Consider the following 15,131-nt stretch of genomic DNA (forward strand, 5'->3'; position numbering starts at 1 on the left):
GGGATGGCTATTTCATTAAAAGGAATGCGCAAAATTACTGTAAACGGTGAAGTTTTTCTCTGGAAGATCCGGAAGAAGATTTCCCATAACGAAGCTCACAATGTTGAACAGGCCATTCCTGTTCAACACATTTCGGGTGGACAGGTAGTATTTATTTCTATCGGATTTACGAGGGCTTACGGAGGCTATGATAATCAATCTCCTGAAAGTGTCACTCCCAAAATGATTCAGCCTTTGATCGAACAAGCAATCGGGTTGGGATGGAAATACGGTGAGCCCGGAAATGCCATTCGGTTGGTTCGTGGTGCATTGGTAAAAGACACCAAATACGGGCTTCCCGATTAAAGATGTACAGATCATTCATTTCTACGCTGCATTTCCTGAAACGACCAACGATTTGTCTTTTCGCAAACGTTTTACAACCAGTAAACAAATAATTCCGATACACAACCAAATTACATCAACGGAGAAAATTCCATATTCTCCACTATTCCAGGTTCTCCAAAACCAATTTCCGGAGCTGATTCCATTTACTACCGGGATGAGCAAACCCAAAACACCTCCGGTGAGTAAACAGAATTTATTGGTGAATGCCTTATTCCGTTTCCTGGCAAGCAGGATACTCAGTACCAGCCAGCCCAGGAAAAAACTGTAGTTCAGGATAGCTTCGCGCGATCCTGACAAGTTTTCCGGAAGTACTTTTGAAAGGATAAAACCTGCGGCTGTGATTGGCAGCATGGATAAACAAATTGCCAGGTAAATCGATCCGACACGTTCATTGTAACGTCTCTTTTTCTCGGTAATATTTTTCTTGTTGCGGGCTTCCAGCCAGATCAAAACACCTGAAATGATCACGAAGCAAGTTAAGAATGCCATTAAGAAATAAACCACTTTCAAAAGATAGGCGCTGAACGTTCCTATCTCTCCGAACTGCGCATAATGCAGCCGTCGGACAGAAGACCAAACATCGTCGTAATAGCCCATATTCCCAGGAGCCTTTACACGAAGCTCTTTTCCTGTTTCCGCACGGAAGGTGACCGATCCCTGCCCGAGGAACCGTTCACGAATGCTTTCGGAACCGCTAACCTCCACTTTCATGGTCTTGCTTCCGTAAAATTCGACATGCAGCCTGTCTACTTTAAAATCCTTCCATTTGTTGGTGGTTTCTGAAACCAGTTTGTTGTAATCAACCACATAGGTCTGTTCTTTCCCAAGTGTATCAGCTGAAGAAGCTTCACGGATCACATCGTCATACATCTTCGCCGTGTCGCCATTGTAAATCCATACAGCATTCGAACCGGCCACAACAATACCCAATCCGAACATACATCCTGTTAAGGCATAAATAAACTGGAACGGAAGTCCGATCACTCCAAGAGCGGTATGCGCGTCTGTCCAAACCGTTTTCAGTTTCTGTTTGGGTCTGAAAACAAAGAAATTGGATTTGATCTTTTGCCAATGCACCAGGATTCCCGTTACGATGGCCAGGAAGAAGAATAAAGCTACCAACCCTGAAATGTAATAACCGATGCGGTCCAATTGGTAGTAGAAATGCAGCAAATACAACAATTCTCCCAAACTGAATGAATCTTCATGACCCATCAGGGCATAATCCTTCGGATTTACCTGGTACTCATGGATTATTTTTCCCAAAGAATCCGTCTTAGGGTTTACCGAACCGGAAATATAAACCGCTTGTTTGTCAGAAGTTCCTTCGGAATAAACGTAGACATTCCTTCCGTAAAGCGAAGGCACATTTTTCGCAATCGAATCCATGATCCGGTTGTAATCGGCCGTTTCGGACTTGACAGCTGCTGTTTTTACAGCCTGATACTTCCCGGTTTCCCAATCACCTATTTCCTGGCGGAACAAAGCAAAGGCTCCTCCAAAGAAAATAATGAAGAGTCCTACGGTGATCGTAATTCCGCTGACCGTATGCAAATGAAAAAATATGTTGTAGTTTCTATTGTTCATAAAGATCAATTTCTTCCGAAATAAATGAGTACGTAAAGCACGATTAAGATCCCGACGTAATATAGCCAGCATTTCCAGCCATTTTCGAAAAGGAACGGCAGGATCATTAAGGTTATCCAAACCGGGAACAATCCGTATACGGAAGTGATTACTGCTGTTTTATAATCAGGAAGCCAGAAAGCCAGAGCAGCAAACAAAAAAGACGAGATCAACAAACTGCCGATGATAGCTGCTGTTACTTTTGCAAAGCGCTGCCAGCCGGAGGAAAGGTATTTCTTATTTGCCGGCATGGAAATGTGTTTTGGATTGTTCTTTTGTTAAAAGAGGCCTTAGCAGAATTATCAGGCTTGCGAGCATCATCAAACAGACCAAATCATAGAATAATCCGCCTGCAAAACCAAACAGGAACATGAATCCTGCTAAGGTTATCCCGATTAGAAAACCTCCGAGGCTCAGCGATAATTTACGTTGTTTGCGGATCTGTTGCTCCCAGGCTGTTAAAACGTACGTTGTCTTAGCAGAATTGGAGTAAAGCAGGTAAAACCCGATGCATTTCAAGATGAATAAACCAAAAACCATGTGCTGCAGGAGAAATTTTCGGCAAAACTAGCTTTTTAGCGGGGCGACTTCAATACCTGAATTAGGGTATAACGATTCATCGGATTCCTTTTGGAAGGTAGATTGAATTATCAATTAGTAGTTATCAAGTTTAATTGGCCTTCTCATTGATAATTAGCCGCTTGATAATTGATAATTATTTCTATATTGACTTCATGAAAAACAAGATGGGAAGCAATAAACATAGTTACGATCCGCTGTACCAATCTTATACACTGCATACATGACAGCTATTGAAAAATTGACATTTGCCATTACATCGTTTTCCAAAATGAATACGGAGGAATTTCAACTTTCTCTCCCCTTCTGGCAGGAACGAACCTTCAAAAAAGGCGAGTTCTATAACGAACGGAGCCATATTTGCAAAAATCTCGGATTCATTATTGAAGGAACTTTCCGCGGTTACATTATCGAAGAAAAAACCGGTGAGGAGAAAAACGTATTCCTTTATTCATCCGATCAATTCGTGGTTTCTTTCAAAAGCTTCATCAACCAGGTTCCATGTGACTATTATACGCAGTCAATGACGGATTCGACGATTTTGTACATCAATATTATTGACTTGCTTGCTCTTTACCAGCAATCCCATCAGTGGGAACGTTTCGGAAGATTGCTTGCGCAGGAAGCGTTCAACGTTGCAATGGATCGCAGTGAAAGTTTTCTCTTTAAAACCCCAGAAGAACGTTATCTGAACCTGATTAAGCACCACCCCGATATTTTTAATACTGTTCCTTTGTACCACATTTCTTCTTATTTGGGCATTCAGGGACCTTCTTTGAGCAGGATCAGGAAGAGGTTATCGGGAAAATAATTGTGAAGTCTACCGTGTGTTTTTGCATAGAGATCTGGTAGATCTCGCAGATATCATAATTATTCACCACGTGTTTCCGGCGAACGGGAACCTATGTGATTGGAGTAAATAGTTCGTAAAACACTTCATTTTTTTTCACGCGCATTTCGCTGATCTCGCTGATTTCATAGATTGCCATTGTTTCCGGAGAGCGGAAACTTTCGCTGCAAGATCTTTTTTTTTGATAAAACAAACGATTTTAACCTGGGTTAAAATTAGTGCGATTGAAAGGGTGCAACTTTGTCTTATAAGAAACAGCAACTGATAACAAAGTCAGAGCACTAAATGAAAAAGTCATGAAAACGTCAAAAACAATCGTACTGATCCACGGATTATTCGTCAACAACACAAGCTGGGCAGCATGGAAAACTTATTTTGAAAACCAGGGTTATACTGTTCACACACCGGCAAATCCCGGACATGTAGGAGATCCGGCTGATCTGAGAAAAAATATCCAACCTGGCCTTACGAAAGTCGGTTTCGAAGATGTGGTGATGAACATCGTAAAACTAATTGACACACTTCCTGAAAAGCCAATTGTAATCGGGCATTCATTAGCCGGATTGGTTGTTCAGAAACTGATCGAACTGGACAAAGCCGTTGCCGGGGTAAGCATCGACGGGGCTCCTCCAAAAAATGTATTGGCTCCGTGGCAAACCATCAAAATGGTACTTCCTGTGGTCAATCCATTCAAAACAGGAACTCCATACATGGGCACGAGAGAATGGTATCACAAAGCATTCTTCAACAACTATACAAAAAGTGAAAGTGATGCATTCTACAATGAAATCGCTGTTCCGGAAAGCCGCAAAATTGCCTGGGATTCTTTATTGAAACCATTCGCCAAAGTCGACTTTAAGAAAGCTCATAATCCCCTGTTATTCATCGGCGGAGAAAATGACACGATATTTCCTGCTACATTTACTAAGAAGATTGCAGGATCATACAAAGACCCGAACAGCCAGGTTGATTTTAAATCTTTCGCAGGAAGAAGCCACTTTATTGCAGGAGAAAAAGGCTGGGAAGAAGTTGCGGAGTATACATTGAATTGGATTCATAATTTATGATTCACCGGTGATTATTTTCCACAGTATTAACAAGAAAGGCCGTCCAAGTGGACAGCCTTCTTTTTTCTCTCGCAGATTTAATAGATAACGCAGATACCAAAACATCATTATACGAATAGTTTATCTGCGAAATCAGCAAGATCTGCGTGCTGTTTAATCATTTTATCTCTTCATAATCCACATCCTGAACATCGCCTTTGGGAGTTGACTTGGAAACGGAAACCTTCCCGAAATTCTTCAGTTTTTCATTTCGTTCCCTGACAAACTCCTTTTCACGTGCGAGATTTGCGCGTTCTTCATCCAGGTTTCTTTTAGCGATCATAACACGTCCGAGAAACCGGAGTAAAATCAAGGCTCCGAGTATCATCAACGCAGTTTTAAACAAACCGGATATGCTCGCTTCAATTACTTCAGGATGTACTAATGTGTGCATTTAATTTATTGCTATTCCTATTTAACTGTTAGACTCACTTAAGCGCTGACCATCATTTATCTTTACTAAGCCCATTTAGCCCATTTGACGACCGCGCTAACGCTTACGCAATAGCTTGTGCCGCCGCTAAAGCTTTGGCGACATGCGGTCAGCGAAGGCGCAACGCTTGTCTGTATCGAATCGGAAGCAGTGCTTCCTCTTACTTAGATAAGTGCATGTTTCTTTCAGAATAGATCTTCGTAAAGAACGGATCCTTTAAATTCTTGATGAAACGGATCGCTTCACCGGTAGATTTCATTTCAGGTCCTAATTCTTTTTTCACATCCGGGAATTTCTCGTAAGAGAACACCGGAATCTTGATCGCATATCCTTCTTTCTTCGGATTGAAGTTGAAGTCTTTCACTTTCTTCTCGCCCAGCATTACTTTCGTAGCATAGTTCACATACGGTTCATCGTACGCTTTCGCAATAAACGGAACTGTACGTGACGCACGCGGGTTAGCTTCGATCACATATACTTTATCGTCTTTGATAGCAAACTGGATATTGATCAACCCGACTGTTTTCAAAGCAACTGCAATTTTCTTCGTAATGTCTTCGATTTGCTGCATCACGAAATCTCCCAGGTTATAAGGAGGAAGTACGGCATACGAATCTCCGGAGTGGATTCCCGCAGGTTCGATGTGCTGCATCACTCCGATAATGTAAACGTCTTTTCCGTCACAGATCGCATCAGCTTCCGCTTCAATCGCTCCGCCCAGGAAGTGGTCAAGCAGAATCTGGTTGCTTCCCATTTCGTTGATGATATCCACCACGTGGTGCTCCAATTCTTCTTTATTGATAACGATCTTCATTTTCTGACCACCCAATACGTATGACGGACGAACCAATAACGGGAAACCAAGGTCGTTAGACAATTCAATTGCCTGTTCAGCACTTTCCACCACCCCGTATTTCGGGAAAGGAATACCGTGCTCTTCCAATACTTTGGAAAAACGTCCGCGGTCCTCAGCCAAATCCAATGCTTCGAAGCTGGTTCCAAGAATCTTAATTCCGTAACGTTCCAATTTTCCTGCAAGTTTCAATGCCGTCTGCCCACCCAACTGAACGATTACACCTTCCGGCTTCTCATGCTGGATGATATCGTAAATGTGTTCCCAGAAAACCGGTTCGAAGTACAATTTATCTGCTGTATCGAAATCGGTAGAAACCGTTTCCGGGTTACAGTTGATCATGATCGTTTCATAACCACACTCTTTCGCTGCCAAAACTCCGTGTACACAAGAGTAATCAAACTCAATCCCTTGTCCGATACGGTTTGGTCCTGAACCTAAAACAACCACTTTCTTGCGGTCACTTACTTTACTTTCGTTCTCAAGCTCGAACGTTGAATAGTAATAAGGCGTTTGAGCATCAAACTCCGCAGCGCAAGTATCTACCAGTTTGAATACACGTTTGATCCCCATTTCGGAGCGCTTGTTGTGTACTTCGGATTCCAGGCATCTTAGCAGGTGCGCAATCTGACGATCCGCGTATCCTTTTTGTTTCGCTTCGAACATCAAATCCTTCGGCATGTTCCCAAGGTGGAACTTCTCGATACGACGCTCCAATTTGATCAGGTCCTCAATTTGTTTCAGGAACCAGGTATCGATGCGTGTTTTTTCAAAGATCGTTTTGAAAGGAATTCCCAGTTTGATCGCATCATATACATGAAACAAACGGTTCCAGCTCGGATTCTCCAATGAATGCAGAATAGCATCCTGGTTGGTCAATTCTTTTCCGTCGGCACCCAACCCGTTTCTATCAATCTCTAAGGACTGACAAGCTTTTTGCAACGCTTCCTGGAATGAACGACCGATTCCCATCACCTCACCTACCGATTTCATCTGAAGTCCGATGCGGCGGTCTGTTCCCGGGAATTTATTGAAGTTCCAACGTGGTATTTTTACGATTACATAATCCAAAGTCGGCTCAAATAAAGCCGAAGTTGTTTTCGTAATTTGATTGCTCAATTCATTTAAATGGTAACCAATTGCCAGCTTTGCAGCGATTTTAGCGATCGGATATCCCGTTGCTTTTGATGCTAATGCGGAAGAACGCGATACACGCGGGTTAATCTCGATGGCGATGATATCTTCGTGCTCATCCGGAGAAACTGCGAACTGCACGTTACAACCACCTGCAAAATTCCCGATAGAGCGCATCATTTTAATTGCCATATCGCGCATACGCTGGAATGTAGTATCCGACAAAGTCATTGCCGGTGCTACCGTAATGGAATCACCCGTGTGAATCCCGATCGGATCAAAATTCTCAATGGAACAGATGATTACTACGTTATCGTTTGAGTCACGCAGCAACTCCAATTCGTATTCCTTCCATCCGATCAATGCTTTATCTATCATTACTTCGTGGATCGGGGACAATTGCAGTCCACGCTCCAATAATCCGTCAAATTCTTTCGGATCGTAAACAATCGAAGCCCCGGAACCTCCCAAAGTATAGGAAGGACGGATACAAAGCGGGAAGCCAAAATCCTGTGCAATTTCTTTTCCTTCCAGGAAAGATTTTGCAGTGGCCTGCGGAGCCATGCCCACGTCGATTTTACCCATCAACTCACGGAACGCTTCACGGTTCTCGGTAATTTCAATGGCTGCGATATCCACACCGATGATTTTCACACCGTATTCTTCCCAAATCCCCATTTCATCACACTTGATTGCGAGGTTCAGAGCAGTTTGTCCTCCCATAGTTGGCAGTACAGCATCAATTTTGTGATTTTTCAAAATTTCGATGATGCTTTCAGGTTCAAGAGGTTGCAGGTAAACATTGTCAGCAACGACCTTATCTGTCATGATTGTAGCCGGATTCGAGTTGATCAGCGTTACTTCAATACCTTCTTCCCTTAGGGAACGAGCGGCCTGAGAACCTGAGTAGTCGAATTCACATGCTTGACCAATAACGATGGGACCTGAACCGATGATTAGTACGGACTTAATGGAATTGTTTTTCGGCATTATGCGCTTTTTAAGAGTTCAATTTGTAATTTTTGTAATCAAATCTTTGCAACATGGTAAATGGCTCTACCTATACTACAAATTGAGCGCAAATTTAATGAAATTAATCCGGATTCTTACAAAACCGATTTTGTTTTTTACGGAGTTATTAACACGAGTGAATTACAACTATTCCAAACCTATTCCAGAATCACTATTTCTTTAATTATAGATTTTTTTCATTTCAATGCAGGTCCCTTAACTACAAGTTTAATTGTCGTAATCCTCAAGTGTAATTATCAAAAGCGGTGAAACAGAAGTTAAACTTAGTTTTTTAACTAATCATAATCCAACAATAAAGTAACTGATTATTAATGAGGATATTTGGATTAATCATTTTTTTTATTCAATTTCACAATAACTACAAAATACTGAACTAATGTCTTCGCGTAACTTCTGGCTTATTTGTCTTAAAACACTTGGCATGTGGCTAATCATTAATCTGTTTATCTCCCTGCCAAACATGATTTACAACCTGATAGCTCTTTTCACAACTCCTGCTTCGGAAATGAATGTAACCATTGGAATTTTAAATGCTGTTTTTGTCTCCGTCATTTACTTTCTCATTTTTCAGTTCCTGATCCTCAGATCACACCGAACAATCGATTTCTTGAAACTGGACAAGGCTTTTGAAGGAATCCGGGTTAATTTGGCGATCCCTTACAACAGATTACTAAAAATTGTCATTTTACTTATTGGCGGAGCACTGCTTGTCAATGCAATTCCAAACCTGGTTGAAAATATCTATTTATACCTAGAAGATGACTTATTGTCCAGTCAAAGTCTGAAAACGATCAATATCATTATCTATTCTACGTTGACACTCATCAGTTTATTGATAATGACCAATACGAATGTGGTACGACGCTACATTACTAAAAAGCAGGCTGTCGGATAAATTAATTCTGAACGATTTTGGTTTGATCAAAATACTTTTTCGCTTCCATCTCTTTCAGCAATGAATCCAGGTTTGACTTATCTGATGCTGTCAAAATAATAACCGGTCGTTTTTTTTCATCGAAAAATGCATAGATCTTGTTGGTTGTCATTTTTACTTTAGAAAGTTCCGGAAAGAGTTTTTTCACTGCTTTAATGGTTGTTTCCTGGTTTCTGTCGATGATAATTAACTGTGTTTGATCACCTGTTTTCAGGTGTTCCAATGCAGTCGGGTCCAATATCGGCGAAGAGAAATGCGAGTTGGTTAATTGGAAATAATTCCCTACTCCATTCATCACTTCGTCTATTGACGGACCGTCGTTGGCATCATTGTAAATGGACACACGATTTAACAGAATCCCGTAATCCGTAATTGAATGAGGGAAAGTGGCAGCAAACAAGTCAATTGCTTTGTTTATGAATTCCCGGTCCATTTGCCTGTTTGAAGCAATATATTCCGAAACCAAAGGATACAATGCTTTTCCAAATCCATTAATGTATTCATTATTATACCAGGCGTTAGGATCCGGTTCACCGTTCAGGAACTTACTTGCCCATCCGTTGCCCAAAGCCGTAGCCAATCCTTCATCGAGGAAATTGTAAGCAAACGACTTATAAGGTGATTGATTTTCCTCAAACCATTTGTCTATTTCATGTTCAAATCCAGCAGGCTGCTCGTCGTACAATACATGGCACATTTCATGCAAAACCACACCTATTCTTCCCACGTGATCTGTTTCATCCGTCAACACACCTATACACAAACTATTTGCATGAGGAGTGGCTGTTGTATTTCCACTGTTTCCCGGGATCGCATAAAGGGCTACAACAAAAGGCATTTCAGTTATCCAGCAGGAATTGTAAAAATGATTGATTTTCGTAAAAGCTTCGGAGCATTGAGAAGCATATTTTTCCAAAGCATTGCGTTGATCGGTCAGTTTTGCTTCATAGTCTTTCCAAATGATCCGGTCATAATAAACTTCCGCTTTCTGCATGATTGAAATCAGTTTCTGCAAATCACTGTTCGGTAAAACCCCAATTATCTTGTCCCGGAATTCATCAATCGTAGATGAGTTTACAAGGGCAATGTCTATGAAATCGTGCGTAGATCGGGTTTGACGACGCTTCTCAGGAAACTCATCTCTTCTGAACTGGTAATCTAAACGAATCCGGGCAAAGTCTGTCGCCAGTTGTGCAAACTCCTTGTCTCCTGCTGTTTTCTCATCAATGAATTTCTGAAGCGTGCCTGATGTAGAGCGATTATAAATAGCAGTTTCCAGGAAGTTAAAAATACAGTAAGGTTTACTGACCTTAAATTGAAAACCGATGTTTTGGGTAAATGCGGTTTGAAAAAGCAGGCAAAGCACTGCAATGACGGTAAGTTTTTTCATGAGTTTATTTTAGTGTGTTAGTGTCGTAGATTCTCCAGAAGTGACGCCAGTGTATAAATTTCTTTTGTTACAAAACCATTACTACCGGATTTTGAGGCAGATAGGAAACCAATAGTGTATTTTGGTGTCGACAGTATCATTCCATTTCTCATCTCGCCGTGAGTAAAAAGGAAAATCGGATAGCTAAACTCTATAACATCGAAAGGATCACGTTTCAGGACTTTTTTAGCGCTCAGACAAGTATCTCGTTTCAGTCGTTTCCCTTTCACAAAAGCCGCCTTATGGATGATATTCCCAGACGGATCTTTTATCGTTCCGAAGAGATTGTTCGCACTGGCAACACCGTTTTGATGAATCAACACTCCCGTCTTAACAAGGTCAAAAAGTGAAGTCCTGAAATAATACCTCGGGTAGATTTCACCGTCAGCACAATCCCGTTCGTTCTCAGACACATCCAATTGTTTAAGAAACGCCGACCATTGGCCGCAGGAATAATCATCAAAAGGGTATTTGTACTCCAATGAAGGAGCCGACATCCGGTAAAGCCTGGAAACCGTACTGTCGTATTTTTTACGGCTGTACTTTCCAATCCAGGAATAAGAATCTGCCAATTTCACTCCTTTCTCAAATGACAGCAATATTCCGTACATTTTCATCATTTGGAACCTTTGGCTGTACACCCGGAGTTCTTCCGAGTTTTTCCAATAAACGACGTTTCCGGTTTTATTTTCCAGGATCATCATACCACTAACCTTTCTACCGGAATCTTTGGCGATGTAACGGTTGACCTCCCGTTCTATCCGGGGATTTAAAAATGTCCGGACTGTCTGGCTTTTCGTACTGTCAAATTCGGGCACTGACACCTGCAGTTGTTTGGTTAAAAACCGAATTTCCGTTGAATCTTTAATCTCCCTTCCGTTCGAGTAGAGAAAACGGACTTCCTTTTTTTGATTACAGGAAGAAACCATTCCAAAAAGTATCAAAACAGGAACTAACTTTATAAACAAGGAATGGTTCAGTGAAAACATAAACTAACGATCTTTTTGGTGTGTAAAATTTTTTACGCTCAGCCAAACTAATAAAATTCCAAATATGAAAGCGATTTGTGATCCAATTAAACTTGAAACAGCAATTTTATTCGAAAAATTTCCTGCAAACCAATTCATGGATTGATTTATAAAACGGTATTTGAATGCTCCGATGAAAAATAAAAACAGGTAGAGCAACACTACAGCAACCGTATTCCAAAGCGACTTTTTCCGTATCCAATTGATGATGGATGTTAGAATCAATCCGAAGGCCAGTCCAAACATCATGAAGTGAATCGGCTCTGAGATCAGCTGACCTACGGTAACATCAGGTTCCATGTAAAGCTCCCCGCATCGACCAATCTTATCGGAATTACTTCTCCTGAGGCATTCATACAGATCCGATCGCCGGAAAATGCAAAACTTCATAAATGCTTCTTCAAAAAAGAACAACGAAAACAACTGGAGAAGAATATTCCGTGGCGATAAGCTTCGGATGATTTTCACAGTTACAACACAATATTATTTACCGGAGTTAAAGCCGGGGGAAGATCCGTTTCTCCGAGCATTTCGCGCAGGTCTATTTCAATGGTACGGCTGATTTGTGAGATCGGGACATCGTTCGCTCCGCCTTCAAATGGATTTTCTGCACTTTCGCCCACCTGTTCCAAAGAGGTAAAAACCCAGGAAATCAACACACTGAAAGGAACAACCAGCCAAACCATATACCCTTTCATGAAACCATCCACGTGCTCATTCAGTTTGGCAAACTCAAAAAGCATTCCGAAAGGCAATAGAAAACAGAACAACCGGATAAAGAACATATTGATCGTAGCAAATTGTCTGGGATAAGGAAAATTCTTGATCCGCTCACTTTTTCCCTGGTGTTCGAAAAGTTCGTTCAATACTTTCTGCATTTCAATGTGTTGAAACGTATTCAACTGATCGGAATCCAATAACTCTTTCAGTAATTTAGACTGCTTTGCCAATAATTGGGTGGCACGATTCTTAGTCTTTAGAAGCACATCCAGTTCCTCCCGGCTGATGTATTTAATCATTTCGGTTTCAAAATCGGATTCTTTTTCCGGTACGTGGAAGTATTTGCTGTATTCCTTGTTATAGGATTTTGAAGCTGCTTCCCAGATTCGCGAATCTCTCATTTGATATCGAAGCGCTGTCAACCAGGCAAAGTGACGGTAAATCAACTCTTTGCTTCTCGCATCATCGGACACCATGTTTTTGCTCATTGCTCCCCACGAGCGGCTGCTGTTTACAATTGATCCCCAAATCTGCCGGGCTTCCCATGTTCGATTGTAGGCCTGCGTATTTTTGAAACCAACAATAAATGCTGTAGCTGTACCCAATAAAGCTACAACTGTCCATGGAATTGCAATCCAGTAAATTTGAAAGATCTCGAAGAGAACGACCGGGAAAATTCCCAACAGTGTTAACCAAAAAATATTTCTGCGGGTCCAGATAATAAACTCTCCGATATGGTATGATTTTCCTGCGTGCATGTGTTTTTAGTTTATTTTCTTGAGGTGAATTTGCTGATAATTATCCCGACTAAAACAACGGTGTAGAAATGTCCTGCAATTCCCATAATAGAAGCAACAAGCTTGGTATTAGGAGCAGTTGGAACAATATCTCCAAAACCGATACTTGTCATCGAGATCGAACTGAAGTAAACCAAATCCATATAAATGGAGGCACTTCCTTTCATATCCACCCCATGAAATGAATGAGGATTGTTATAAATCAGAAGTTGAAGCAGAAAAACACTGATCTCAATGAGTAAGAAGTAACCACAAGCTGCTGCCGAAATAACGTCAGTATCAATGTAACTCGGTTTTAGCAGGAACTTCAGGACTTCGTAAAAAATAAAAATGAAGAAAAGCACGTAAACGATATTCAGTACTTCGAAATAAAATCTCACATCTTTCACAAAGGAAATACCTATCGGAAAAAGCACGACCAGGATGAACAACAAGTTCTTGATCCAGCTTTTCCACTTGTCCTTACCTATGAAAATCCCGGTGCAGGCCAAACCGAGAAGCAGCATGTTGATCGGCCAGATCACATCCCTGTAATTGTTTTGGTCCGTAATAAAAATCCCGATAAATAAATGCTGAAGCAAAGCAACAAGCAGCACTTCATACTTCCTTCGTCCAAAAAATTCAAGCAGTTTCGCCATCCTTAGCATCCATTTATTCTCAAAGATAATTTTTCCATCCAAATAACGTCCCCGAATTTTTCATCAAAAATAAGGCACATTGTTTCCTGAAAACAGTTCGTTTCTGAGCTGAAAAAAGTACCTTTACAACAAAATATGTTTCCATGAAATTGGTTTTAAATCAGCATCAGATTGAGCAAAAGATTATGCGTTTGGCGCATGAAATCCTGGAGAATACTTATGGAATTCCCGAATTGTTTATCGGCGGGATCATCGGAAACGGAGAAACATTTGCTCAGCAGATCACGGAAATAGTTCGAAAGAACAGTTCCCAGGCGGTAACGTATTTCAAAATCGAACTGGACAAGGACCATCCGCTTGACTCGGAAATCAACTGTTCCATTGATCCGACGCTCTTTCACGGGAAATTAGTCATCCTCGTTGACGATGTGATCAATTCCGGGACTACCATGCAGTATGGTGTGATGAAAATCCTGGAGCAGCCCGTAAGAAGTGTAAAAACGGTTGCATTGGTTGACCGTATGCACCGCAGGTATCCTATTAAATGTGATTTTGTAGGAATGACTTTAACAACAACCTTGGGTGAACGCGTGGAAGTAATGCCTTCTAACGGTTCGCTGGAGGCTTTTTTGGTATAACCAAAAATGTTCAAAGGTTTAAATGGTTCAAAAAGTTCAACCATTTACACAGTAGTTCTTTCCCTTTGAACTTTTCGACTTTGAACAACAAAACTTTTGAACGCTTTGAACTTTCATTTATGAAACGAATAACAGAATCCGAAAGCAATCATCATGACCTGGACAGTAAATCGACAAGAGATTTGCTAATCGGGATCAATGAAGAAGATCATACTGTTCCACTGGCAGTGGAAAAAGAAATCCCGCAAATTGAAAAATTGGTCGATGGGTGTGTTGAACGCATGCGCGACGGCGGTCGTTTGTTCTACATGGGAGCGGGCACCAGCGGGCGTCTCGGAATTGTTGATGCCAGTGAATGCCCTCCTACTTTCGGTGTCCCGCACGGAATGGTGATAGGAATTATTGCCGGTGGAGATCAGGCAATCCGAAAGGCCGTTGAATTCGCGGAAGATGACCGCCAACAAGGCTGGAAAGACCTCGAAGCTTTCAACATCACGGAAAAAGATATCGTAGTCGGAATTGCCGCATCCGGAACAACACCTTACGTTCTTGGAGCTTTGGAAACCGCTAAAAAACATGGAATTCTGACCGGTGGTATTTCCTGCAACCCGGGTTCACCTTTGAGCCAGCTGGCAGACATTGCCATAACTCCGGTTGTGGGTCCGGAATTCGTTACCGGAAGCACCCGCATGAAGAGCGGAACAGCTCAGAAACTGGTTTTGAATATGCTGTCAACGGCCATCATGATCCGTTTGGGAAGAGTGAAGGGAAACCGGATGGTGGACATGCAGTTGTCGAATGAAAAACTGGTCGACCGAGGAACAAAAATGGTTATGGAAGCTACGGGACTGGAAGAAGAACAAGCAAATGAATTATTGCTGAAGCATGGTTCTGTAAGGGCAGCTGTGGAAGCTTTTAATAAGCGATAACTATTAATCATATACTCC

General features: G+C 41.5%; 16 protein-coding genes. 6 read left to right on the top strand and 10 right to left on the bottom strand.

The genetic code is table 11. The features are described from left to right. Positions 1-3: 3 nt before the first annotated feature. A complete protein-coding gene (locus tag QZT69_RS12190; protein ID WP_294674507.1) occupies positions 4-345 on the top strand; it encodes a hypothetical protein in 342 nt (113 codons plus the stop codon). 21 nt (positions 346-366) lie between these two features. On the opposite strand, the gene QZT69_RS12195 is transcribed toward QZT69_RS12190, so the two are convergent. The 3 genes from QZT69_RS12195 to QZT69_RS12205 are packed head-to-tail and all read right to left on the bottom strand — an operon-like array spanning position 367 to position 2,553. Then, entirely contained in the window at positions 367-1,974 is a 1,608-nt protein-coding gene (locus tag QZT69_RS12195; RefSeq protein ID WP_294674509.1) for a PepSY domain-containing protein, read from the bottom strand. 5 nt (positions 1,975-1,979) lie between these two features. Then, the gene (locus QZT69_RS12200; RefSeq protein WP_294674510.1) at positions 1,980-2,264 is read right to left on the bottom strand and encodes a hypothetical protein; all 285 of its coding nucleotides are present in this window, start codon (positions 2,262-2,264) and stop codon (positions 1,980-1,982) included. Continuing rightward, complete coding sequence (locus tag QZT69_RS12205; protein ID WP_294674512.1) at positions 2,251-2,553, bottom strand: hypothetical protein; 303 nt, start codon at positions 2,551-2,553, stop codon at positions 2,251-2,253. The genes QZT69_RS12200 and QZT69_RS12205 overlap by 14 nt, the downstream gene beginning before the upstream one ends. Positions 2,554-2,815: 262 nt before the next feature. On the opposite strand from QZT69_RS12205, the gene QZT69_RS12210 reads away from it, so the two are divergent. Further along, positions 2,816-3,403 carry a Crp/Fnr family transcriptional regulator gene (locus QZT69_RS12210; RefSeq protein WP_294674514.1) on the top strand — a complete coding sequence of 196 codons (588 nt, stop codon included), beginning with the start codon at positions 2,816-2,818 and terminating at the stop codon, positions 3,401-3,403. Between the two features lie 335 nt (positions 3,404-3,738). Beyond that, positions 3,739-4,509, top strand: coding sequence for an alpha/beta hydrolase (locus QZT69_RS12215; RefSeq protein ID WP_294674517.1), 771 nt, complete (start codon positions 3,739-3,741; stop codon positions 4,507-4,509). A gap of 157 nt (positions 4,510-4,666) precedes the next feature. Here QZT69_RS12215 and QZT69_RS12220 read toward each other — a convergent pair whose 3' ends face one another. Next, positions 4,667-4,942 (bottom strand): hypothetical protein, encoded by a 276-nt coding sequence (locus QZT69_RS12220; protein WP_294674519.1) that lies wholly within the window; start codon positions 4,940-4,942, stop codon positions 4,667-4,669. A 199-nt stretch (positions 4,943-5,141) separates the two neighbouring features. Then, positions 5,142-7,958: a carbamoyl-phosphate synthase large subunit gene (carB, locus tag QZT69_RS12225; RefSeq protein ID WP_294674521.1), complete on the bottom strand. Its 2,817-nt coding sequence runs from the start codon at positions 7,956-7,958 to the stop codon at positions 5,142-5,144. A 463-nt stretch (positions 7,959-8,421) separates the two neighbouring features. On the opposite strand from carB, the gene QZT69_RS12230 reads away from it, so the two are divergent. Beyond that, on the top strand, positions 8,422-8,895 hold the full coding sequence (locus QZT69_RS12230; RefSeq protein WP_294674523.1) for a hypothetical protein: 474 nt from the start codon (positions 8,422-8,424) through the stop codon (positions 8,893-8,895). Position 8,896: 1 nt separating this feature from the next. Here the strand turns inward: QZT69_RS12230 and QZT69_RS12235 are convergent, their stop codons facing one another. The 5 genes from QZT69_RS12235 to QZT69_RS12255 form a co-directional block, all read right to left on the bottom strand. Further along, the gene (locus QZT69_RS12235) at positions 8,897-10,324 is read right to left on the bottom strand and encodes a hypothetical protein (protein ID WP_294674525.1); all 1,428 of its coding nucleotides are present in this window, start codon (positions 10,322-10,324) and stop codon (positions 8,897-8,899) included. Positions 10,325-10,341: 17 nt separating this feature from the next. Further along, positions 10,342-11,187: a hypothetical protein gene (locus tag QZT69_RS12240; protein ID WP_294674527.1), complete on the bottom strand. Its 846-nt coding sequence runs from the start codon at positions 11,185-11,187 to the stop codon at positions 10,342-10,344. A 168-nt stretch (positions 11,188-11,355) separates the two neighbouring features. Beyond that, positions 11,356-11,781 (bottom strand): hypothetical protein, encoded by a 426-nt coding sequence (locus QZT69_RS12245; RefSeq protein WP_294674529.1) that lies wholly within the window; start codon positions 11,779-11,781, stop codon positions 11,356-11,358. A gap of 80 nt (positions 11,782-11,861) precedes the next feature. Continuing rightward, entirely contained in the window at positions 11,862-12,869 is a 1,008-nt protein-coding gene (locus tag QZT69_RS12250) for a bestrophin family protein (RefSeq protein ID WP_294674531.1), read from the bottom strand. Positions 12,870-12,880: 11 nt separating this feature from the next. After that, entirely contained in the window at positions 12,881-13,546 is a 666-nt protein-coding gene (locus QZT69_RS12255; RefSeq protein ID WP_294674532.1) for an ion channel, read from the bottom strand. Between the two features lie 143 nt (positions 13,547-13,689). Between QZT69_RS12255 and QZT69_RS12260 the strand changes: the two genes are divergently transcribed. Both QZT69_RS12260 and murQ read left to right on the top strand, forming a co-directional pair. After that, entirely contained in the window at positions 13,690-14,184 is a 495-nt protein-coding gene (locus QZT69_RS12260; protein ID WP_294674534.1) for a phosphoribosyltransferase family protein, read from the top strand. A 119-nt stretch (positions 14,185-14,303) separates the two neighbouring features. Next, complete coding sequence (gene murQ, locus QZT69_RS12265) at positions 14,304-15,113, top strand: N-acetylmuramic acid 6-phosphate etherase (RefSeq protein WP_294674535.1); 810 nt, start codon at positions 14,304-14,306, stop codon at positions 15,111-15,113. Positions 15,114-15,131: the final 18 nt, after the last annotated feature.

The sequence above is a fragment of the uncultured Fluviicola sp. genome (genome assembly GCF_902168135.1).
Taxonomy (GTDB): domain Bacteria; phylum Bacteroidota; class Bacteroidia; order Flavobacteriales_D; family Crocinitomicaceae; genus Fluviicola.